20 protein-coding genes are annotated in these 21,360 nt (G+C 61.9%); 7 read left to right on the top strand and 13 right to left on the bottom strand.

The annotated features are described in order from the left end of the window. The first annotated feature begins 26 nt into the window (after positions 1–26). The 5 genes from G3N95_RS05570 to G3N95_RS05550 are packed head-to-tail and all read left to right on the top strand — an operon-like array spanning position 27 to position 4,171. Entirely contained in the window at positions 27–845 is an 819-nt protein-coding gene (locus G3N95_RS05570; protein WP_205968983.1) for an ABC transporter substrate-binding protein, read from the top strand. A 7-nt stretch (positions 846–852) separates the two neighbouring features. Further along, positions 853–1,584 carry an amino acid ABC transporter permease gene (locus tag G3N95_RS05565; RefSeq protein WP_205968982.1) on the top strand — a complete coding sequence of 244 codons (732 nt, stop codon included), beginning with the start codon at positions 853–855 and terminating at the stop codon, positions 1,582–1,584. Beyond that, positions 1,581–2,321 carry an amino acid ABC transporter permease gene (locus G3N95_RS05560; RefSeq protein ID WP_205968981.1) on the top strand — a complete coding sequence of 247 codons (741 nt, stop codon included), beginning with the start codon at positions 1,581–1,583 and terminating at the stop codon, positions 2,319–2,321. The genes G3N95_RS05565 and G3N95_RS05560 overlap by 4 nt, the downstream gene beginning before the upstream one ends. Continuing rightward, positions 2,299–3,576: a sulfite dehydrogenase gene (soxC, locus tag G3N95_RS05555; protein ID WP_205968980.1), complete on the top strand. Its 1,278-nt coding sequence runs from the start codon at positions 2,299–2,301 to the stop codon at positions 3,574–3,576. The genes G3N95_RS05560 and soxC overlap by 23 nt, the downstream gene beginning before the upstream one ends. Further along, positions 3,569–4,171 carry a cytochrome c gene (locus tag G3N95_RS05550; RefSeq protein WP_205968979.1) on the top strand — a complete coding sequence of 201 codons (603 nt, stop codon included), beginning with the start codon at positions 3,569–3,571 and terminating at the stop codon, positions 4,169–4,171. The genes soxC and G3N95_RS05550 overlap by 8 nt, the downstream gene beginning before the upstream one ends. A gap of 44 nt (positions 4,172–4,215) precedes the next feature. Here G3N95_RS05550 and G3N95_RS05545 read toward each other — a convergent pair whose 3' ends face one another. The 8 genes from G3N95_RS05545 to phoU form a co-directional block, all read right to left on the bottom strand. After that, complete coding sequence (locus G3N95_RS05545; protein WP_346778359.1) at positions 4,216–5,586, bottom strand: LLM class flavin-dependent oxidoreductase; 1,371 nt, start codon at positions 5,584–5,586, stop codon at positions 4,216–4,218. A 49-nt stretch (positions 5,587–5,635) separates the two neighbouring features. Next, entirely contained in the window at positions 5,636–6,493 is an 858-nt protein-coding gene (locus G3N95_RS05540) for an ABC transporter ATP-binding protein (protein ID WP_205968978.1), read from the bottom strand. A 26-nt stretch (positions 6,494–6,519) separates the two neighbouring features. Next, a complete protein-coding gene (locus G3N95_RS05535; RefSeq protein ID WP_205968977.1) occupies positions 6,520–7,419 on the bottom strand; it encodes an ABC transporter permease in 900 nt (299 codons plus the stop codon). 23 nt (positions 7,420–7,442) lie between these two features. Beyond that, positions 7,443–8,300, bottom strand: a complete 858-nt coding sequence (locus G3N95_RS05530; RefSeq protein ID WP_205968976.1) for an ABC transporter permease — start codon at positions 8,298–8,300, stop codon at positions 7,443–7,445. Positions 8,301–8,311: 11 nt separating this feature from the next. Then, positions 8,312–9,394 carry an ABC transporter substrate-binding protein gene (locus G3N95_RS05525; RefSeq protein WP_205968975.1) on the bottom strand — a complete coding sequence of 361 codons (1,083 nt, stop codon included), beginning with the start codon at positions 9,392–9,394 and terminating at the stop codon, positions 8,312–8,314. Positions 9,395–9,446: 52 nt separating this feature from the next. After that, the gene (locus tag G3N95_RS05520; RefSeq protein WP_205968974.1) at positions 9,447–10,256 is read right to left on the bottom strand and encodes a methyltransferase domain-containing protein; all 810 of its coding nucleotides are present in this window, start codon (positions 10,254–10,256) and stop codon (positions 9,447–9,449) included. A gap of 208 nt (positions 10,257–10,464) precedes the next feature. Beyond that, complete coding sequence (locus G3N95_RS05515) at positions 10,465–11,085, bottom strand: response regulator (protein ID WP_205968973.1); 621 nt, start codon at positions 11,083–11,085, stop codon at positions 10,465–10,467. A gap of 204 nt (positions 11,086–11,289) precedes the next feature. Continuing rightward, positions 11,290–11,997, bottom strand: coding sequence for a phosphate signaling complex protein PhoU (phoU, locus tag G3N95_RS05510; RefSeq protein WP_205968972.1), 708 nt, complete (start codon positions 11,995–11,997; stop codon positions 11,290–11,292). Between the two features lie 443 nt (positions 11,998–12,440). Here phoU and G3N95_RS05505 point away from each other — a divergent pair, with 443 nt between their 5' ends. Then, positions 12,441–12,656 (top strand): hypothetical protein, encoded by a 216-nt coding sequence (locus tag G3N95_RS05505; protein ID WP_012406395.1) that lies wholly within the window; start codon positions 12,441–12,443, stop codon positions 12,654–12,656. Positions 12,657–12,836: 180 nt separating this feature from the next. Here the strand turns inward: G3N95_RS05505 and katG are convergent, their stop codons facing one another. Next, a complete protein-coding gene (gene katG, locus G3N95_RS05500; protein WP_205968971.1) occupies positions 12,837–15,101 on the bottom strand; it encodes a catalase/peroxidase HPI in 2,265 nt (754 codons plus the stop codon). Between the two features lie 468 nt (positions 15,102–15,569). Between katG and G3N95_RS41000 the strand changes: the two genes are divergently transcribed. After that, complete coding sequence (locus G3N95_RS41000) at positions 15,570–16,121, top strand: PAAR domain-containing protein (protein ID WP_205968970.1); 552 nt, start codon at positions 15,570–15,572, stop codon at positions 16,119–16,121. A 109-nt stretch (positions 16,122–16,230) separates the two neighbouring features. Here G3N95_RS41000 and G3N95_RS05490 read toward each other — a convergent pair whose 3' ends face one another. The 4 genes from G3N95_RS05490 to G3N95_RS05475 form a co-directional block, all read right to left on the bottom strand. Next, a complete protein-coding gene (locus G3N95_RS05490; RefSeq protein WP_205968969.1) occupies positions 16,231–16,587 on the bottom strand; it encodes a DUF4150 domain-containing protein in 357 nt (118 codons plus the stop codon). Positions 16,588–16,629: 42 nt separating this feature from the next. Further along, a complete protein-coding gene (locus tag G3N95_RS05485) occupies positions 16,630–17,949 on the bottom strand; it encodes a DUF2169 domain-containing protein (RefSeq protein ID WP_205968968.1) in 1,320 nt (439 codons plus the stop codon). Between the two features lie 55 nt (positions 17,950–18,004). Continuing rightward, positions 18,005–20,209 carry a type VI secretion system tip protein TssI/VgrG gene (tssI, locus tag G3N95_RS05480; RefSeq protein ID WP_205968967.1) on the bottom strand — a complete coding sequence of 735 codons (2,205 nt, stop codon included), beginning with the start codon at positions 20,207–20,209 and terminating at the stop codon, positions 18,005–18,007. Positions 20,210–20,295: 86 nt separating this feature from the next. Further along, on the bottom strand, positions 20,296–21,333 hold the full coding sequence (locus G3N95_RS05475; RefSeq protein ID WP_205969059.1) for a type VI secretion system ImpA family N-terminal domain-containing protein: 1,038 nt from the start codon (positions 21,331–21,333) through the stop codon (positions 20,296–20,298). Positions 21,334–21,360: the final 27 nt, after the last annotated feature.

Raw genomic sequence — 21,360 nt, 5'->3', positions numbered from 1 at the left:
ACGCATAACCATCAGAAGGCCACAACATGAAAATCCGATTCGCCGGCGCAGTCATCATGGGGTTGATGCTCGCCGTCTCCAGCGCGGCGCACGCCGACCGTCTCGACGACATCAAGAAAGCGGGCGTGCTGCGCGTCGCGACCTTCGACAGCAATCCGCCGTTCGGTTTCGTCGATCCGAAGAGCAATCAGATCGTCGGACTCGATGTCGACTATGCGCGCGCCGTGGCGAACAAGCTCGGCGTGAAGCTGGAAATCCAGCCGACCAATCCCGCCAACCGCATCGCGTTCCTGAAGTCGGGCAAGGTCGACTTGGTGTTCGCGAACTTCACGATCACCGACGAGCGCAAGAAAGAAGTCGATTTCAGCACGCCGTATTTCGCGTCGGGTACGCAGTTCATCGCGAAGAAGGGTGTGCTGAAAACGCCGCAACAGCTGAACAGCCTGCGCATCGGCGCGGACAAGGGTACGACGAACGAACAGCAGGTTCGTGCGCAATTCCCGGGCGCGACCATCGTCGCCTACGACGACACGCCTTTCGCCTTCGCCGCGTTGCGCACGGGCAACGTGCAGGCGATCACGCAGGACGGTCCTAAGCTCGTCGCGCTGCTCGCGAACGTGCCGGACAAGGGCAACTACGAGATTTCTCCGTTCACAATTTCCAACGACTACGAAGGCGTCGGCGTGCCGAAGGGCGAGACGCGTCTGCTGAACGTGGTCGACGACACGCTCAAGGGCCTCGAAGCGAACGGCTCGGCGGGCAAGATCTACGACGAGTGGTTCGGCCCGACCAGCCGCGCGCCGCTGCCGCGTCTGTTCAAGATCGGCGATCCGCAGAAGAGCTGATCGCGCGATGAACGCCTGGCTGGAACCGAAGTACGTCGCGTGGCTCGTACACGGCTTTGGGCTGACGTTGCTGCTCTCCGCATGTGTGATCGTCACGGCGACGATGCTGGGCTTCTCGCTCGCGTTGGCGCGCAATGCCCGCAGCGGCGTCGTGGCTCGTGCGGCATCGCTCTATGTGCTCGTGTTCCGTAACTCGCCGCTGCTGGTGCAACTGCTGTTCTGGTACTTCGGTGCGGCGACGCTGCTTCCTCAATCCACGATGGAATGGCTGAACGCGCCGCATGCGATTTCGCTGGGTGTGTTCACGCTCGCATGGCCGCCGTTCGAGTTCGTCGCGGGCTGGGTAGGTCTGACCTGCTATGCGACGACTTTCGTCGGCGAAGAGTTTCGTGCGGGCATACGTGGTGTCAAGACTGCGCAATATCAGGCAGCGGCCGCGCTGGGGCTTACGCCGTTCGCCACGTTCCGCCATGTGATCCTGCCGCAGGCGATCCGCATCGCGACACCTCCGCTTGCCGGGCAATACATGAATATCGTCAAGAACTCGTCGCTGACGATGGCGATTGGTCTCGCGGAACTGTCCTATACGTCGCGACAGATCGATACCGAAACGTTCAAGACCTTCGAGGCGTTCGGCGCCGCAACCGCTCTCTATATCGCGACCATTGCAGCGATCGAAGTCGCGTTGCTGCTGTGGAAGCGCCGCAGCGCGCACGCATGGCAGCGGGGTGCGACATGAGCGAAGTCGACTGGCTGCCGACGCTGCGCTATCTGCTGCTCGGCACGTTTCCCCATGGTCCGCTCGGCGGCGCGGCGTTGACGCTGGTCATGTCGGTCGTGTCGGCGCTGTTGTCCGGTGTGATCGGCCTCGCGGCAGGCATCGCCTTGTCGATGACGCGCGGCGCTGCACATCTCGCGCTCGTCGCGATCGTGGGCTTTTTCAGGGCCATTCCCGTCCTGATGCTGATCTTCTGGACGTTCTTCCTGATGCCGATGCTGCTGCATATCGACGTGCCCGGACTCGCGACGGTGGTCTGCGCATTGGCGCTGATCGGCGGCGCTTACCTGTCGCATTCGGTGCAGGCGGGCATCGCCGCCGTCGGCGCGGGTCAAGGACAGGCGGCGGCATCGCTTGGCCTCACCCGTTGGCAGGCGCTGCGCTATGTGCTCTTGCCGCAGGCAGTACGGATCATGACGCCGTCGTTCGTGAACCAGTGGGTGTCGTTGATCAAGGATACGTCGCTTGCGTACATCGTCGGCGTGCCCGAGTTCACGTTCCTCGCGAACCAGGTCAACAATCGGTTGATGGTGTATCCCGTGCAGATCTTCCTGTTCGTCGGTCTGGTTTATCTGCTGCTGTGCTCGGCGCTGCAGTTCGTCGCGACGCGTCTGCTCGATGGCGGGCGGCGTCGTTCTGCCTCCGGCGCTCGCTCGCGCATCACCGGGTTCGCTCATGTCCAATCCGCCGATTCCTGATTCGAAGACTGCTCCCGTTTCGCCACGCCGCCGGATGCTCGGCGGGCTGGCGCTTTCCGCGCTCGTCGCGCCGAACGTGAAGGCGGCGACGCTGTTGCGTCCGCTGAGTGTCGATCCGTGGACGCAGACGCCTGGTGCGCCGATTCTCGACCATCCATACGGGCAACCGTCGCCGCGTGAAGCGAACGTCGTACGCCGCGCAGCGCGCGCGTGGCCGATGCCGGGCGCGGCATCCTCGCTCACGCCGCTCGCGGACCTGCACGGCACGATCACGCCCAACGGTCTCGTCTACGAGCGCCATCATGCGGGCGTGCCGGATATCGATCCCGATCAGCACCGGCTCGTCGTGCACGGGTTCGTGCGCGAGCCGAAGCTGTTCACGATGGACGATCTGTTGCGGCTGCCTTCCGAGTCGCGGATTCATTTCCTTGAATGTTCGGGCAACACCGGGAGCGAGTGGAAAGGGCCGACCGGGTTGCCCGTGCAGATCACGCACGGACTGCTGTCGTGCTGCGAATGGACGGGCGTGCGTCTTTCCACCTTGCTCGAAGCAACGGGCGGACTCGCGACGGCGACGGATGGGCGCTCGCCTAAATGGCTGCTCGCGGAAGGCGCCGATGCTTCTTCGATGACGCGCAGTCTGCCGCTCGACCGCATTCTCGACCGCGCGCTCGTGGTCTATGCGCAGAACGGCGAGCGTTTGCGGCCGGAGAATGGGTATCCGTTGCGGCTGATCGTGCCGGGCTTCGAAGGTAATACGAATGTGAAGTGGCTGCGGCGACTGAAGATCGTCGATGCGCCGCTGGAGACGCGCGAGGAAACCTCGAAATACACGGGGCTGCTGCCGGACGGACGCGCGCGCCAGTTCGTGTTCGAGATGGATGCGAAGTCGGTGATCACGCGGCCTTCGGCGGGGCATCGGCTGACGGTGCACGGGTTCTATCCGATCGTCGGTCTCGCATGGTCGGGGCGCGGCGCGATTCGGCGCGTCGAAGTGTCGACGGATGGCGGCAAAACATGGCAAGACGCGGCGCTCGACGAACCGGCACGCGATCGCGCGTTGACGCGCTTTCAATTGGGCTGGGTCTGGAACGGCGAACCGGCCGCGATCCTGTCGCGCGCGACGGATTCGACCGGCTACGTGCAGCCGACGCGCGAGGCCCTGGTGCAGGCGCGCGGCCTGAACTCGAACTACCACTACAACGGGATTCACCAGTGGCGCGTCGGCGCCGATGGAAGCGTGAAAAATGCCTAAGCCTGTGTTCCGCGCTTCCCGGCCGATTCGCGGCGTGGTGAGCGTATCGTTATCTGCGGCATTGCTGGCGGCGTGCTCGGCTTCGTTGACGGCATCGAAGCAGCCGGCGCTGGACGATCATCTGCGCAAGTCCGCCGATGCGATCGGCACGTCAATCAGCGATGCCGACCTCGCCGTATGGAACATCGACGTCGCGCCCGATGGCCGCGGTCTACCCGCAGGCAGCGGCGATGTCGCGATGGGCGGCAAGATCTTCGCGGCCAAATGCGCGGCGTGTCACGGCGCGAAAGGGGAAGGGCTGATCGGCGATCAGCTGGTCGGCGGACGCGGCACGCTCGCGAGCGCGAATCCGAAGCGCACGGTGGGCAGCTACTGGCCGTATGCGACGACGCTGTTCGACTACATCCGTCGCGCGATGCCGTACAACGCGCCGCAATCGCTCAGCGCCGACGAAGTGTATGCCGTCAGCGCGTGGATCCTGAATCAGAACGGCATCGTGCCCGACGATGCACGTCTCGATGCACATTCGCTGGCGTCCATTCATATGCCGAACCGCGATGGGTTCGTTGCCGATCCGCGTCCGGGACGGCTATAGGGCGACAATGGTGCGGCTTTGAAAGCCGCACCATTAGATTGAGATCAGGCAGTCTGCGCAACCGGCGTTTCTTGAGCCGCGAACTGATTCTTCGGTCGCGGCAGTCCGAGATGGTCGCGCAGCGTATTGCCGGAATACTCCGTGCGGAACAGGCCGCGACGCTGCAACTCGGGCACGACGAGTTCGGCGAATTCGCTCAGTCCGCCGGGCAGCCACGGCGACATGATGTTGAAGCCATCGGCGCCTTCTTCTTCGAACCATTGCTGCAACTGGTCCGCGATGCTCTGCGGCGTGCCGATCACCTGCTGATGTCCGCGTGCGCCGGCAATGCGCAAATATAGCTGGCGTATCGTCAGATTGTCGCGCCGGGCGAGATCGAGCAGCAGCCGCTGCCGGCTCTTGCCGCCATTGGTCTCGGGCAGTTCGGGCACGGGACCGTCGACGGGATACTTCGACAGATCGATGCCGCCCGACATGTTCGACAGCAACGACAGGCCGACGGTCGGATGAATCAGGTTCTGCAACGCGTCGAATTTGTCTTGTGCTTCCTGCTGCGTTCTGCCGATCACGGGAAAGATGCCGGGCATGATCTTCAGATGCTCGGGGCGACGGCCATAGCGCGCGAGCCGGCCTTTCACGTCGCGATAGAAGGCCTTCGCTTCGTCCAGCGTCTGATGTGCGACGAAGATCACTTCCGCCGTCTGTGCGGCGAGTTCCTTGCCCGCGTCGGACGCGCCCGCCTGAATCACGACGGGCCGTCCCTGCGGCGAACGCGCGACGTTCAACGGTCCGCGTACCTTGAAGTGCTTGCCGCGATGTTCGAGCACATGCAGCTTGTCGGCATCGAAGTAGACGCCGCTTTCCTTGTCACGGATGAACGCGTCGTCGTCCCAGCTGTCCCACAGGCCCGTCACCACGTCGTGAAATTCCTTCGCGCGCTCGTAGCGCTGCGCGTGGTCGGGATGCCGGTCGAAGCCGAAGTTGTGCGCTTCCGTTTCGGTGCTCGACGTGACCAGATTCCAGCCCGAGCGGCCGCCGCTCAGATGATCGAGCGAGGCGAACTTGCGCGCCACGTTGTACGGCTCGTTGAAGGTCGTGGAGACGGTGGCGATCAGGCCGATGTGCTTCGTGACGACGGAGAGCGCGGACAGCAGCGTCAACGGCTCGAAATGATCGGCACGCGCCGTGCGCGATAGCGAAGGAAGATTCGTGTCGCGCACGCTGACGCTGTCGGCGAAAAAGATCGCATCGAACTTTGCGCGCTCCGCGATCTGCGCGAGTTCCGCATAGTGCGCGAAGTCGAGGCCGCCAGTCGCGTGCGTGTCGGGATGACGCCAGGCGGCGATGTGGTGTCCCGTTTCCATCAGGAACGCGCCGAGGCTGATCTGTCGTTGATGGGGTCGTGCTTCGCTCACTGTAGTGTCCTTGATCGACGTCGAAAGAACTCGGGTTTTGCTTCGGATGTCACCAGGCTAGACGCCATTCGCCGATGCGCGGTTCATGCATGGTTGCGCTATGACCGTTGCGGGGCGTGTCGTTTGGGGCGGACGCCGGCCGCTCGGTGAAGTCGGCCAGTATCTGCTCGCGCAATTGCACAAAACGCGTATCGCTGCGCTCGCGCGGACGCGGCAGATCGATCTGCGCGATACGCTTCACGCGGCCGGGACGCGGCGCCATCGTGACGACGCGATCGCCAAGGTAGATCGCCTCGTCGACGTCGTGCGTGACGAGAATCATCGTGATCCGTTCGTGCTGCCAGATGCGCTGCAACTCGTTTTGCAGACGGCCGCGCGTGAGCGCGTCGAGTGCGCCGAACGGTTCGTCGAGCAGCAGCACGCGGGGCCGGTTGACGAGCCCTCGGGCAATCGCGACGCGCTGCGCCATCCCGCCCGACAACTGATGCGGATACGCATTCTCGAAACCTTCCAGACCGACGAGCGCGACATGCTCGGCGACGGCCTCGCGCTTTTGCTGCTGCGAAAGCGGCGCGTTGCGCAACGCGGCGAGAATGTTCTGCGATGCGGTCAGCCACGGAAACAGCCGGTGATCCTGAAACACGATGCCGCGTTCGAGCGACGTGTCGCGCACACGCTCGCCATCGACGCTGATGTCGCCGCGATAGTCGCTGTCGAGTCCCGCGACCAGACGCAGCAGCGTCGACTTGCCGCAACCGCTCGCGCCGAGCACGCTGATGAATTCGCCTTGCGCGATATCGAGTGAAATGTCGTCGAGCACGAGCAGCGTGCCGGTTGCCTCGCCCTGTTGCGTGTAGCGTTTGCTGACGCCACGAATGCGGATGCCTTCGGAAACTGTCGTTGTCATATGTGTTACCTGATGAAGTGTTTGCGTCACGCGGCGGCGCGCTCGCGCGATGGGCGAGTGCGCTGCGCGAATACTCGACGTTCGATGCCTCGTGCGAGCGCGTTCAGCGCCCAGCCCGTGAGACCCACGACGATGACCCCGAACAGCACGAGATCCATCCTGAACTGCTCGCTACCGTCGATCAGCGTGTTGCCGATTCCGCTGCCCGCGACGAGCAGATACTCGGCGCCGAGTGTCGCGAGCCACGAGTAGATCAACGCGAGGTAGATGCCCGTGAAAATCGACGGCAGCGCGGCGGGCAAAATCACGAAGCGCGCCATCTGCAAGCGCGAATAGCGGAACGCGCGCGCCACTTCGACATAGCGCGGCGGCACGGCGTGAATGCCGTCGCACGTGTGCGCGGCGACGGGCAGCAGCGCGGCGAGCGAGAGAAACACGACTTTCGCCATGTCGCCGAGGCCGAACCAGACGGAGATCAGCGGGATCCACGCGAACAGCGAAATCTGCTTGAACGTATCGAAGGTCGGACCGACGACGCGTGTGGCGATGCGCGAGAAGCCGAGCGCCGCGCCGAGCAGCAGGCCACCCGCCGTGCCGATCACGAAGCCGCTTGCCTCGCGCGCCAGCGAAGCGGACAGCGCGCGCAGCAACGCGCCGCTTTGAATCTGCTGCCATGCGGTATGTGCGACGTCGACGGGACTGACGAGCAAGCCGCTCTTCACGACATGCAAGGCCGACACGATCCACCACACCGCGAACGCAGCAAGCGGCAGGACGAGGCCGCGCCAGTTGAACGCCGAAAGACGCTTCTTGAACGCAGCGCTGCGCGATGGTTTGACGGGCACATCGCAACTGCATGGCGGCGGACCGCTTGCGTTACGCGACGCGAAAAGGCGTGATGGTGACAACGAACGTGCGAAGGACATGACGTGTTCCCCGATCGAATGATTCACTCGCGAAAGGCCGAGGGTTGGCCGCGCCGCAGCCGTGCTTCGAGCGCGTCGAGCAGGCGGTTGATCGCAAAACCGATGGCGCCGACGATCACGACGGAAGCCATCACCAGGTCGAGCTGAAAGAGCTGACGTCCGTATACGATCAGATAGCCGAGCCCTTCGGACGAGGCGACGAGTTCGACTACGACGAGCGCGAGCCACGCCTTCGTGAAAGCGAGCCGCACGCCTGTTGCGAGCGTCGGCACGGCGGCGGGCAACACGATCCGCACGACGCGCTGCCAGCGGCTGTAGCCGAACACGCGTGCAACCTCATCGAGCGACGTGGGCGTGTTGCGCACGCCTTGCATCGTGCTTAACGTGACGGGCACCAGCGCGGCATGCGCGATCAGGATGTACTTGAGCGGCTCGCCGACACCGACGAGCAGCAGCAAAAACGGCAACCAGCCGAGCACGGGAATCTGCACGAGCGCATTGAACGCGGGCAGCACGTAGGCTTCGACGGTACGCGACAGACCCAATGCGGCACCGATCAGCAGCCCGGCGAGCGTGCCCACGCCGAAACCGACGAGAACCCGTTGCAGGCTGACGAGCGTGTGATGCACGAGATCGCCGCTCGCCGCGAGTTCACGCAGCGTGTCGAACACCTGCTGCGGCGGCGGAAGAATTTGCGGCGCGATCCAGCCGCGCGCGCAGCCGACGCTCCACAGCGTGAACAGCGCGGCGGGCAGCAGCCACGGCGCGAGATGCCACGCGACGGCTCGCACGCGCCGCTGTGAGGTATCCGATGCGCCGCTTGCCGTGCTGTGCGTGGCGCGCTTCGAGATTGCTGACCACTGGTCTATCGCCTTGCTCATTGCGGCCTCCGTCAACCGAGCGGTTTGCCCTGCGCGTCGTAGCGCGTCCAGTAGTGTTCGAGCGACTGCGCGCGCAGCGCGTTGTCCAGGTAGCGCGTCTCGAACCAGCCGTCGACTTCGACGGGCTGGCGGATCAGCTTGAGCTTGAGCGCATCGCTCGCCACGGCCTTGTAGCGCGCGACGATGAACGGATCGACGAGTGGCGAATTGCGCGACTTCAACGGTTGATCGGCGAACTCGGCCTGCCACGATGCATAGCTCACGCCGCTCTTCGCCCATAGCTTGAAGAGCGCGTCGCGGTTCGCTTCGTCGGACGACCATTGCGCGCCTTTGACGAACGCATTCACCACCCGTTGCACGATGTCGGGATGCGCGCGGTCGAAGTCATCGAGCACGAGCAGATGCGACTGACGCGTGAATTGCGGCCCGTCCTTTTGCGATTCGTAGATGATCTTCGCGAGACCCTGGTCGCGCAGCTTGTAGAGGTGATAGTCGTTGACCGACGCGTCGATGCCCTTCGACGACAACGCGGCCAGCGAACTCGCGGAATCGAGATTGATCACGCGCAGGTCGCGTTCGTCGAGCTGGTTGGCGGCGAGCACGTTGTCCGCGACGAGTTGCAGATTGGTGCCGCGAAAGATCGACACGCGCCGGCCCTTCAGATCTTTCACGGACTGCACGGACGAGTCGGGCGGCACGGCGATCTTCACGCCGACGCGCACGCCGGATTCGAGCAGGATGCGCGTCTTGAGTCCGTTCGCGCGACCCAGCACGGAAGGCAGATCGCCCTGAAACGCGAAGTCGAGCGATTTGTCGGCGATCGCTTCGTTGACGGCGGGGCCCGCGCCCTTGAAGAACAGCCATTCGACTTTGATGCCGTCGGCGGCGAATTCCTTTTCGACCAGTTGCAATTGCTGCACGGTCGCAGCGGGCGAGCCGCCGAACGTGGGCGGATCGCCCGCGCCTTGTTGCGCGACGCCGATGCGGATCACGGCGGGTTTGTCTGCGTGTGCTTGCGGCACGGTGAAAGCGAGCGCGGTCGCGAGCAGAACGGACTTCACGAGCGTGAAGGTACGTCGGATTCGATTGGCCATTGAATGAGTGTGGATTGCGGTCGGGAGAGTGGGCAGCGCAAGCAGCGGAATTTCAATGCGCAAGCGGTTTGCGTCCGGTCACGAAGATCATGCGGCGCGTCAGTTGCAGGCCACGCGGTCCGCGATGCGCTTCGAGCGCTGTGGCGAGGCGCTCGCGCAACCGTGCGATATGCGGTTCGTCCAATGACGACAGGAAGTTGCCGAACGAGCTTGCGCGGCTGAACGTCAGCACGTCGTCGACGTTATCGAAGGCATCGTCGAATGTGCGGATTTCGTTGAGTGTCAGTTCGAAGCCCACCGACGACAACAGGCTTGCGGCGCTGTCGCGCGTGAGCTTGTTCGGCGCGCCGATCTCCGCGCGTGGCGACTGCGGGTCATCGACGATCAGCGTATGCAGCACGCGATGCAGATCGTGTGGCACGTCTGCGGGCATCGTCGTGAAGCCGAGACGGCCGCCGGGCTTGAGTACGCGCCACGCTTCGCGCAACGCTTGCGGCTGGTCCGGTATCCAGTGAATCACGCTGTTCAGATAGACCACATCGAAGTGCGCGTCGGCGATATCCGCGAGTTGTTCCGCGCGGCCGACACGCGCCGCGAACTGCCCTTGCGCGCGTTGCAGCGCACGCTCGACGCGCAGCGGCAACGGATCGATGCCGAGTACGTCGCCTTGTACGCCGACGCGCTGCGCAGCCGATTCCGTCAAGCGCCCCGTGCCGCAACCGATGTCGAGCACGCGCTCGCCTTCACGCAGGCTGAGCGCGTCGAGCAGTTGCAGACCGTGGTTGAACTGGCGGATGCCGAGACGATCGTATTCATCGGCGAGCGTGGCGGAATCGAGTTGCAGGCTGGGAGCTTTCGACATGGGAATGAGCGGAGTCGTCGTTGTTGAGCGCTCATTCTTGTCGACGCAACACGTCAGGACAAGGAAGCAATCTTGCTATCCATATGCGTCACGGTGCTTTCCTGCGACGCTCGCGCGCGCCGTGTTCGTTATCGCGGACAGATCGATGCATGGATGAATGACGCAGACGCTGTGTGCCGCAAATGCGACGTTTGCGTGCGTTGACGGATCAGTGGTGCGGAGACGGCGCGTTATGCCCTTTACCCGAAAAATTCAGTAACGGCTTGCTGCAATGACAACTGCACTCGAATTCGACAAGCGCGGCGACGCTCCCCTGCATGCAATCGTGCAATTCCTCTGCAACGCGCGTGTCGACGCCGAGGCTACGAAGCTTCTGCACGCGTCTCCCCTGTGCATCGGCGAGTTCGATACTGCGGCGGATGCGCTCCTGACACGCACCTTCGCGGCAGACGTTTTCGTCTTCGTGCGCCTCTGCGTCTTCGGAGATCCGACCCACGCCGTCGAGCAGTTCCAGCAGTTTCTCAGGAGGGAATGGTTTGCGGAGCATCGCAACGACGGGGACGGATGGTGTAGTCACCATCGCCGACATCAGAATGACGGGCACTTTCTGAAAAGCAGGCATCGATCTGATTCTGCGTACCATATCGGGGCCATTCATCGTAGGCATCATGACGTCCGATACGATCACCTGCGGATGGGTCACGAATGCCAGACGAACCGCTTCCCTGCCGTCGTGCGCGATGGTGACGTCGTGGCCCGCGCCGTCGAGCACCGCGCCGAGTGCGTCACGCACATTCGCATCATCGTCGACCAGTAATACGCGGCTCATCGAAATATTCCTGGGTTCGATGAGTGCATATGTGCATCGCGTATTCCTGATTCGCGAGTCCCGTTCGTGCCGCGTGAAATCCCGATGCATCGGCGGCGCGACCACGCTTCGCCGGTATCGGCAGAAGGTAATTTGTACCCTTTACCCACCGAACGACATGTCGTGTCGGCATCCGCAAGACGTGGTACGGCAAATGCTGTGCGCTCAGTTGGCCAACGCCTCGCGTTCGAGTTCGCCAAGCGGAATGTGGCGCACATCCCGGCCTTTCACGACGAATACGACAAATTCAGCGATATTCTTCGCATGATCGCCGATTCGCTCGAGCGCTTTCGCAATGAACAGATACTCGAGTGCGATGGAAACGGTGTGGGGCGACTCGCTCATCTGTGTCACGAGCCTGCGGACGAATGCGCGGAAGGCCTCGTCGATGGCCTTGTCGTCTCGCACGATCTGCGCGGCGGCGACGGCGTCCATGCGCGCGAACGCATCGAGCACGCGGTGCAGCACGGACGCCGCCATTTCGCCGGAGCTGCGCAGTTCGGCCAGCGGGATGACAGATGTGCCGCCGTTTTCGTCGATGCGCCGCAAACGCTTCGAGATCTTGCGCGCTTCATCGCCCATGCGTTCGAGATTGGTCACGCATTTCGACATTGCCATCAGCAGACGCAGATCGCGTGCGGCAGGCTGCCGGCGTGCAATGACGCGATGGATCTCTTCGTCGATTTCGATTTCGAGGGCGTTGAGCTCGCGTTCGCTGTCGCGGATTTCTTGAACCAGCGCGGGATCGTAGTCGTCGAGCAGCGTCAGGCAGCGGGTAATCTGCCTTTCGACCATGCCGCCCATGGCCAGCAGATGAGTGGAGAGCATGTTGAGCGCAGCGTCGAACTGACTCGAGAGATGCTTGTCGGACATGATGCGCCCCCTTTGCCGCGCAGGCCGAATGATGTATTGCGGTGTGGTCTCCGGGTGATGTGGTCAGCCCGCTTCCGCCTTGTTGAAAACCGTATATATGGTTTCATGGTAGCGGTGCAAAATTGCATGTGCAAGCGAAGAGACAACTACGCCTTGCTTCTCGTTGCCCGAAGGCCACTATTCGACTGAACCGCAGCTGCTTTTATCTCCAGACGCATGAAGACAGAAGCCAGCCGGAACGCGTCGCTTTCGTACAGACCTGCTGTCGTCTGCGTCGCCGCCTTCCTTTTGGAACACCGCATGCATTCACGGCAGCCAGTTGCGAGCGGTCGTGCCGCAAGCGGTTCGTACCGTCGCCCAATGGCATGTCGATTGCTGAAGCGTTGGCCAGAGTCCAATGCGCTCGCATGACAACCTCATCGACGAACCCAGGGAGCACAAACATGGAGATAACCTATTCATCTTGCACCCTCGGCGTAACGGCAGGCGTCGCGGACGGCAATGTGGTCGCCAATGTGCGCATCTATCGGCCGGGTGCCGAAGACATTTCCGCGGAGACATACGAGTTCCAGGTGCCGGGACACTTCGTGGATGGAAAAGAAGCGATCACCTTCGCAACGGAGTGGGCCAAGGAGTGGATCGACGAGCATTGCGTGTAGACATCGTTACAAGCGCCGCCGGGCCGCCTCAGGTTCCGGAACGTGGGCGTGACGGGTTGCGCATCCAGTGCAAAAACAAAACGGCGCGATGCCGCGTGAACGGCAATCGCACCGTGCGTCGAACGTCGGGATTCGCGCGGCAATGGAGTTCCCGCACTGCCGCGCGATTGTTTCAGCGTTTCAGCCCAGATCGAAGCGGTCGAGGTTCATCACCTTCACCCACGCAGCAACGAAATCGCGGACGAATTTCTCCTGCGCATCCTCGCTCGCATAAACCTCGGACAACGCGCGCAACTGCGCATGCGATCCGAAGATCAGATCGACGCGCGTGCCTGTCCACTTCACTTCGCCCGTTCTGCGGTCCGCGCCTTCGAATACGTCGCGCTCGGGCGAGGTCGGCGTCCATTCCGTGCCCATATCGAGCAGATTGACGAAGAAGTCGTTGGTCAGCGTTTCGGGGCGCTTCGTAAAGACGCCGTGCGCATCACTTCCCGTATGGACGTTCAGCACCCGCAAGCCGCCGATCAGCACCGTCATCTCCGGCGCGGTCAGCGTCAGCAACTGTGCCTTGTCGATCAGCAAGGTCTCGGCGGGCACGCGGAACCTGCCCTTGAGGAAATTGCGGAAGCCATCGGCGACGGGTTCAAGCATGCTGACGGATTGCACGTCGGTCTGATCCTGCGACGCGTCCATGCGACCTGGCGTGAACGGCACGCTGACCAGTTGACCGGCGCTCTTTGCCGCCTGCTCGATTGCCGCGCCGCCTGCCAGCACGATCAGATCGGCGAGTGAAATCTTCTTGCCGCCTGACGCCGCGCTATTGAACTCGCCCTGAATGCCTTCGAGAACCTTCAGCACCTTCGCAAGCTGCTCGGGCTGATTGGCGGCCCAATCCTTCTGCGGTGCGAGCCGGATGCGCGCGCCATTTGCGCCGCCGCGCTTGTCAGAGCCGCGGAACGTCGATGCCGATGCCCACGCCGTCGACACCAGTTGCGAGATAGAAAGCCCCGAAGCCAGGACCTTCTGCTTCAGCGCGGCGATGTCGTTCTCATCGACCAACGGATGATTCACAGCGGGAATCGGGTCCTGCCATACGAGTTCTTCTGCGGGCACTTCCGGGCCCAGATAGCGCGCGCGCGGACCCATGTCGCGATGAGTCAGCTTGAACCACGCGCGCGCAAAGGCGTCGGCGAATTCGTCCGGGTTCTGCATGAAGCGCCGCGAGATCTTCTCGTACGCGGGGTCGAAGCGCAGCGAGAGATCGGTGGTGAGCATCGTCGGCAGCAGTTTCTTCGACGGATCGTGTGCATGCGGAATCGTTGCCTGCGCACCCTTGGCGACCCACTGGTTCGCGCCCGCAGGACTCTTCGTCAGTTCCCATTCATGACCGAACAGGTTCTGGAAGAAGCCCATGCCCCATTGCGTCGGCGTGCTGGTCCACGTGACTTCGAGGCCGCTCGTGATCGTGTCGCCGCCTCGGCCCGTGCCGAAACTGCTCCTCCAGCCGAGTCCCTGGTTTTCGAGTTCGGCGGCTTCGGGCTCGGCGCCGACATGATCGGCGGGACCGGCGCCGTGCGTCTTGCCGAACGTGTGGCCGCCCGCGATCAGCGCGACGGTTTCCTCGTCGTTCATCGCCATGCGACCGAAGGTTTCGCGGATGTCGTGGGCCGCCGCGACAGGATCGGGATTGCCATCGGGGCCTTCCGGGTTCACATAGATCAGGCCCATCTGTACCGCGCCGAGCGGGTTCTCCAGATTTCGCCCGCTATCCGTGCGGCTGGCTTCCTCGCCATGTATTTCCTCGTCGGCGACGAGCACGCCTTCGTCGCTTTCGTCGCGTGGCGCGGCGCCCTTGCCATAGCGGACATCGCCGCCCAGCCAGGCTTTCTCGTTACCCCAGTAGACGTCCTGATCCGGTTCCCATGTATCTTCGCGGCCGCCGGCGAAGCCGAAGGTCTTGAAGCCCATCGTTTCGAGCGCGACGTTGCCGGAGAGGATCAGCAAATCGGCCCACGAAATCTTCTGGCCATATTTCTGCTTGATTGGCCATAGCAGGCGACGTGCCTTGTCGAGGCTGACATTGTCCGGCCAGCTGTTGAGGGGCGCGAAACGCTGCTGGCCGCGACCGCCGCCTCCGCGCCCGTCGCCTGTCCGGTATGTGCCGGCGCTATGCCATGCCATGCGAATGAAGAGCGGACCGTAGTGGCCGAAGTCGGCGGGCCACCAGTCTTGCGAATCCGTCATCAGCGCCGCGAGGTCCTGCTTCACCGCGGCGAGGTCGAGGCTTTTGAATGCCTCGGCGTAGCTGAAATCCTTGTCCAATGGATTGGACCTGCTGGAATGCTGGCTGAGCAGGTCCAGCCGAAGCTGCTTCGGCCACCAGTCGCGATTGGTCGTTCCGCCGCCGGCAGCGTGAATGAACGGGCACTTTGCATCGTTTGACATGCGTCGTCTCCTTGGGAGGATGTCTCCACTCTGTGTTTTACGATGGTGTGGGGCTTCCGTGACAGTTTGCCGGTTGTTCGCGCGGCACGCGGGCGATGCAGGGCGATACGAAGGGCATGTGCCATTCGGCATATCGCGGAGAACCGGCGCAACTGTTCCAATTCACTATATGCGACAGCGGAGCGCAACTGAATTCGAATGCGGCAATGTCGGCAATAGATAGCGGCTATAGGTCCACCGCGCGCTCCCGCGAACTGCACAGGCGAAACTGCATCGCGACACCGGTCGAAGCCTGGACCGGCTGTTGCGCGGCTGATGCGGATGGCGGCGTCAGAGTGGCCGCTGCACGCTGCCGGTCAGAATGGAACTGACCTTGATAGAGGTCATGGATCGTCTATCGAATTATTTGCGATACCCTCCATGAATAAATAGGCATGCAAAATATAAATAATAAGAAAGGAGGTTTTAATGGCGTCAGTGCCAGAGGGGTCGAGCAGTGCCAAACCTGACGGAACAGGACCCAATAAGCCTGCGGACCCGCCCACGAGCCAGGAACTTCCGCACAGTCATCTGGTGATCAATGCCTCGCATCGGAGGCTCATCCTCGTCGGCGACATAACGGATCACTGGGGATTGGTGATTACCGGATCGGATACCGTCAAACTGTTCGGACATGGCATCGTCAGAAAGGGAGATCTGGTCCAATGTCCAATACTTACCCCCTATGCGCACGGTATCAATCAGATTATCGAAGGCGACCCGCGTTGGACTGCCGATGGGCGTCCTGTCGCGATGATGGGGCATCGCAGCGAATGTGGCTGCAAACTGATTGCACACCTCGGTCTGGCATTGGGTTCTGAGGCGCATAAAAAGTACTTTCCACAGGACTATTACCGTTACACCGATCCGAACTATCAGGACTTATACGAGGAGCCTCAGGTCGGCGTCACGCCGGGCCTCATGCCTGGCCAAGGTGGCGCCGCGATCCCGTCTGATGCGGGAGTGCCGGATGGAGATTGACTGCGTGAACCAAACGGATTCGCAAGAAGGCGCCTGGCACGAGCGTTCATGCACGCGCCCGGTCGGATTGGGACACAGCGATACACATTGAGCTTGACCACGCTTGTTGTTACGGCCCATTCATCCAGAACAGGTCGTTGGCGCGAACGATTGATTTGCCTTGAAACCTCACCGTGCCGCTATGCTGCAATGGCCGTGTTTTCTGCGCCGTCGTTCCGCTCTTGACGCCGCCGAGCGTTCCCGCCTCGTCTCCCTGGGTCGTCGGAACAAAACTGGTGTCGAAGACGACAGCTGCGTTTCCGTTCACGTTGACGGTCGTTGTCGTAAGTTGTGCCGCCTGCAGCGATGCGACGACCTGATACGGCACGGGAACAGGGATTCCTCCCAAGGGCGTCAGGCAAACGTCCGGCGCCAGGCTGACGATCAGCCACGCACCGTCCTGGCGTGCAATGAGTTCAGTAGCCATAGTTTCAGGGTCTTCAGAAAATCTTTAGTGCCGGGGCCGCTCTTACGCCGTATCGGGTTCGCGGTGCAGACGGGCTTCGACGCTCCTGACAGCAGACTTCTCGCTGAACTGAAAACGATGCGTTAGCGTCACCGTCATGGTGTCTGTGTCGATCACCAGGGTATCGGTCTTCATGACCAGAGGCAGGCATATGTCGTCGTCGCGACGTAAGAGTACGAGCGGCCAGTCACCTGGCAAGTCGAAGCACAGGTATCCATTCGACGTCGAATCAGGATCGGCGAGGTTCCAGAGTTCAATACGCGCATCGGGAGGAAGTACGTCAATCTGCTGATCCCTCGGCGCACAGTTCCAGTACCCAAAGTCGAAGTCATCGGGCAGCAAGGGCCAACGTTCGTTCTGCCACTTTGCATCGTAAGTGCCCGCCATTTGCAGGCGCGGTACCCATGATCGTCCAACAGCGCCGAACCCAGCCGGAGACTCACCATAAGTTTGCGCAGTGCGGATGAAGTCGTCCGGGTTGGTCGCATCGATTCGATCGGGGTGTCGAATGACGGCAGGCTTCAGAATCGGTCGCTCAAGGAGTGCGATCTGCGGCGCGGGCAGTCGTTCAGGTGGCTTCTCACCTGCCTTTCGCAGGGTTTCGAAATAGCGATTCTCGATCCATCCGCAACCCAGCGGATTCGTGTAGCACACTTCGTTCAGCAGGAACTCGGGGTTGCTACTGTCTTGGGCGTGCAATGGATTACGCACCGCACTGGTTCCGCCGAAAGCATGTTCCCAACGTAGGGGAACATGGCTAGTCGGGCGAGATTCACTAAGACGCCATCCGCCTCGATAGAAAAATTCGCGCGGCCCGGTAATCTGCAGCGCCTTGTCGAGCAATACCTGATTGACGCCATGTCGATGGTCTCTAAAGCCCGCTTGCACGGGATGCGTCCCGCGTTCGGGATAGCGCGCATCCAAAACCGGTCTCAAACCGAGCTTGGCTGGCAACTGGAAGGTCCGAAACAGCGTCTGCAAAGTCGCTTGCGTCGCACTGACTTTAATCCGCGCGCTCCATTGCGCTGCTGCGACACCCTTTGGCGCGTACGCGCTGCCGCGAACAATCACGTCGCATCGCGGCTTGTAGTGTGCGAGATCGCTTTCTTCCCGAATACTGCTCGCGTTGACGGCGCCGTAGTGCTCGTCACGCAAACAAAGCAAAGCCGGTTCCTTCAGGGTCTCCGCGACGAACTTGCCTGCGATATTCGTCGGATTCAGCTTGTACCCGACCTTCACTACGACAACGCGAAATTCATCGTCTGCCAGATCCAGGCCGCTAAAACATAATGCGTCACACGATGTCTGGTTCAGGAACCTCATGTGAATGCTCTCCCAGCCTTACCGGTCACGCTTGGTGGTTTCAGCATCTTTCCAATTAGTTGAGGTCCACGATCGCGCCGCTGATGCCAACATGTTGCGCACCTTGAATACCGATAACCGTACCGCCGATCACGACGTTCCCGTTGCTTTCGAGCGTGATGGAAGCCTGTCCGCACTGCAGGACCAGTTTGTCCTGTGCGATGTAGCTGGCCGTTCCGCCCGACTGCACATTCACCGCTTTGCCCGCATTCATGGCCAACGTTTGCTGTACCGCATGCGTGTGGTTGTTTCCAACCTGGCTGGCCCAGTTCGCGCCCACCTCCAGTTGGTAATTGGCGCCGACCGTTTCATCCCGCATCGCCCCTACCGTGAACATCGCGTCGATGCCCACCTGCACTTCCTGACTGAAACCCGTCGTGATCATCCGGTTGAGACCGACGACCACCGTTTCGTTCATGCCCACCGCCTCGGTCCTGTTCATGCCGACGGCAATGGTTTCGTTCATTCCAACGGTCTCAGTGCGGTTCATGCCGACCTTGACCGTTTCGTTGCAGTCGATGGTTTTGCGCCGGTCATTTCCGACCCAGTGACTTTCGTCGTGCTCGACCTCGATCCGCTGATCCTTCTCCGCATGCAGCCAGACTTCCTCAGACCCTTTGCGATCCTCGAAACGCAGCGCGTTGGCATTGTCATATCCGCCGTTTTTCGTGGAGCGAGTCAATATTCCGCTTTGCGTCGCGTTGCCCGGCAGCGGCCACGGCGGCATCGACTCGGCGTTGTACACACGGCCGATCACGATGGGCCGATCAGGATCGCCATTCTCGAAGTCGACGATGACCTCCGTGCCGACGCGCGGAATGTGGACGGCGCCGTAGTTCGGCCCTGTCCACGGATAAGCCACGCGTATCCAGCAAGACGAACTCTGATCCTTGATGCCCGATCGATCCCAGTGAAAACTCAGCTTGACTCGCCCATACTGATCCGTCCATATCTCCTCCCCGGGCGGTCCCGTGACGATGGCTGTTTGCGGCCCGCTGGTGCGCGGCTTGGGGTAAAGATTGCGTGGTGGCCGAAAAACGGTCGTCGCGGGCTGCGTCACGAACGATGCAGCAAATGAATAGTGACCGGGTCCACTCGTCAGATCCACCTCCGACGCCGCGATCGACGAGCCAATCACCAGGTATTCCCGATTCGCCGTGTCGTGGGGATGACCCGCCAGGCGGAACGTGGTCCCGCAAACGACGTCACGCACATTGCCTGCGCCCCGTTCCCGCTCGCCCAAGCCACGCATCTGCTCCATCCGCCAACGGGCGAACTGCTCGCCATGCGAAGGGTTGGTGTAGTCGCCTGGCCATTCATAGCGCTCGAGGTCGTTGTGCGCCGTTTGCTGGGTGAGCTCGTTCTGCCGGAGCAACACGGCAGCCGGCTTCTTGAAATCGAAGTCGTTGGTGGTCCATCGGCCCGACTGGAGACTGCCGTCCAGATCGAAATGGTCGATGTACTCGCGATCGATCTTGTGTCCAGGCGGGTAGTACCACAGCGTGCGATACGCAGCGCTTTCCACGGGCCGGTGCGCGCCGAGGTGATCGACCAGAATCAGCCGGTGGAACCCATCGCTATGCTCGAAGAACCAATAAATGCCATGCTCGGCCATCAGACGCTGGATGAAACGGAAATCGGTCTCACCGTATTGGACCTGATAGTCGAGTACCGGATACGTCTCGCTGAGCCGCGTCTCGTACGAGTACATGTATGTGTCGAACGCCTGCTCGATGATTTCCACCACCGTCTTGCCCTGAAAGATGCGGAAGTCCGAGCGCTGATCGGTGAGCCACAGCCACGGTTTCATGATCAAACGATAGTGGCTTTGCTGGCTCGTTTGACCGACATAGTGTGCCTGCGTGACGATACCGCTGATCTGTCGTGTGCCCGCGCCGATACGGGATGTACCTGCCGCCCCCGCGACGCCGGGCGTATCGCTCCCCATTCCGTCGAGCTGGATCGAAACGGTAAGTTCCTTGCCGATCATCGATCTGAGATCGAGATTCGCCGCGGCGCGTTCCGGCATCGAGGAGTTGAGGGGAGTGCAGCAGTCGAGCGTATAGGAGTAGATCTCCGACAGAGCCTCTGTGCCCTGAATGCGCCGCAGCAGCAGCGCCGGCTCGCCGCTCGGCGCGAGCGGAATCGCAGCGCCAGCAATGGTGATCGTGTGTTCCGCATAACCCTGAGACGGTGAGCCCGGTTGCTTCGTCGATCGCATGGGCGAACCTGACACAGCAGCGTTCGCACGATTCTGCGTCCTTTCGCCGGACGCTGTCGAAGTCGGAGTGAAGGTGATCTGATCCATCATGATGCGTTTTCCCACTCGGTCAGCAGTTCAGGCGGAATCGCTCTCACCACTTCCGCATAGCGTTTGCCCACGAACTGCTCGGCGCGTCGCAGCAATAGGGGGATTGGACTACTGGGTTCGTTGGCCTCGAACCAGTGCCGCGCTTCACGAATGTTTTGCAACACTGCTTCACGGTCGAGCTGGACGGCGTGCGAATGCGAGCGTTCGGACGTAATCTCCGGTTCGGTCCAGATTGCATCCAATGCCGGCGAGCCAGGTTCGGCTGCATGGAGCGTCGCCGCATCGGATTCGGACACCGCCGTTGCGGCATCGCTGGCTCGACCGGCCATCCCGGTTCCAGAGACCGTGAGGCGATCTCGCGCGAGAAGCCCGAGAATTCGCGTGAGATCCGTCAGGTCTGGGGTGAAACCCTCAAGGCGCTCCCGATTCCATGCGTCGACTGCCTCAAGGTATTCGAGCGCCTTGTGAAACGCGGCGAAGATGTCGGGGTTCTGGACGGACAAGTGATCGAGCTGGCGGCACACCGATTCGATCGGAAGTGCATCGTCGGGGCGCGGCTGGACGAAGGCGCGCTCGACCTCTCGCACGGTCAGAACAGGAGAGGAGGACTGCGAAAGCTTGATGCCGCGAACGTCCGCGAGCAGACCGTTCATATCCGTCAAGACCTGAAGCGCATTCATTCGAATTTCCAACGCGGCTTCGCGGTCGCCATCGACTTCCGGTTGCGGATGAACGGAATCCGGATAGGCACGCAACCATGCCTCCAGCAGCGCCAAACCCTCAACCAGTCCTGCCGCCGAGCGTTGGCGCACGCAGCAGCGCGTAAACAGCACAGCCAGCCGGATGTCCTTGGTTCGATCCATCAACTGCCGGCACTTCCGTTCGATTTCATTCCAGTTGACCGGCTCGGGATCGCTTTTGAAGTCGCCGTATTGCACGTCCATTCTGGCGGCCACCTGCGCGAACAGCAGCACGAACTCGCGGTCGTACTCCAGATCTGCGCCACAGCATGCAGACGGATGAACTGGCGCCAGCCAATCCTGCGTCGCGCCTTCCAACTT

Source organism: Paraburkholderia sp. Tr-20389, from assembly GCF_017104565.1.
Taxonomy (GTDB): Bacteria; Pseudomonadota; Gammaproteobacteria; order Burkholderiales; family Burkholderiaceae; genus Paraburkholderia.
This window is presented reverse-complemented; position numbering and strand designations above follow the sequence as displayed.

Coding starts and splice junctions, on each gene's coding strand:
- G3N95_RS05570 (WP_205968983.1), top strand. CDS start 27: ATGAAAATCCGATTCGCCGGCGCAGTCATCATGGGGTTGATGCTCGCC.
- G3N95_RS05565 (WP_205968982.1), top strand. CDS start 853: ATGAACGCCTGGCTGGAACCGAAGTACGTCGCGTGGCTCGTACACGGC.
- G3N95_RS05560 (WP_205968981.1), top strand. CDS start 1,581: ATGAGCGAAGTCGACTGGCTGCCGACGCTGCGCTATCTGCTGCTCGGC.
- soxC (WP_205968980.1), top strand. CDS start 2,299: ATGTCCAATCCGCCGATTCCTGATTCGAAGACTGCTCCCGTTTCGCCA.
- G3N95_RS05550 (WP_205968979.1), top strand. CDS start 3,569: ATGCCTAAGCCTGTGTTCCGCGCTTCCCGGCCGATTCGCGGCGTGGTG.
- G3N95_RS05540 (WP_205968978.1), bottom strand. CDS start 6,493: ATGACAACGACAGTTTCCGAAGGCATCCGCATTCGTGGCGTCAGCAAA.
- G3N95_RS05535 (WP_205968977.1), bottom strand. CDS start 7,419: ATGTCCTTCGCACGTTCGTTGTCACCATCACGCCTTTTCGCGTCGCGT.
- G3N95_RS05530 (WP_205968976.1), bottom strand. CDS start 8,300: ATGAGCAAGGCGATAGACCAGTGGTCAGCAATCTCGAAGCGCGCCACG.
- G3N95_RS05525 (WP_205968975.1), bottom strand. CDS start 9,394: ATGGCCAATCGAATCCGACGTACCTTCACGCTCGTGAAGTCCGTTCTG.
- G3N95_RS05520 (WP_205968974.1), bottom strand. CDS start 10,256: ATGTCGAAAGCTCCCAGCCTGCAACTCGATTCCGCCACGCTCGCCGAT.
- G3N95_RS05515 (WP_205968973.1), bottom strand. CDS start 11,085: ATGAGCCGCGTATTACTGGTCGACGATGATGCGAATGTGCGTGACGCA.
- phoU (WP_205968972.1), bottom strand. CDS start 11,997: ATGTCCGACAAGCATCTCTCGAGTCAGTTCGACGCTGCGCTCAACATG.
- G3N95_RS05505 (WP_012406395.1), top strand. CDS start 12,441: ATGGAGATAACCTATTCATCTTGCACCCTCGGCGTAACGGCAGGCGTC.
- katG (WP_205968971.1), bottom strand. CDS start 15,101: ATGTCAAACGATGCAAAGTGCCCGTTCATTCACGCTGCCGGCGGCGGA.
- G3N95_RS41000 (WP_205968970.1), top strand. CDS start 15,570: ATGGCGTCAGTGCCAGAGGGGTCGAGCAGTGCCAAACCTGACGGAACA.
- G3N95_RS05490 (WP_205968969.1), bottom strand. CDS start 16,587: ATGGCTACTGAACTCATTGCACGCCAGGACGGTGCGTGGCTGATCGTC.
- G3N95_RS05485 (WP_205968968.1), bottom strand. CDS start 17,949: ATGAGGTTCCTGAACCAGACATCGTGTGACGCATTATGTTTTAGCGGC.
- tssI (WP_205968967.1), bottom strand. CDS start 20,209: ATGCGATCGACGAAGCAACCGGGCTCACCGTCTCAGGGTTATGCGGAA.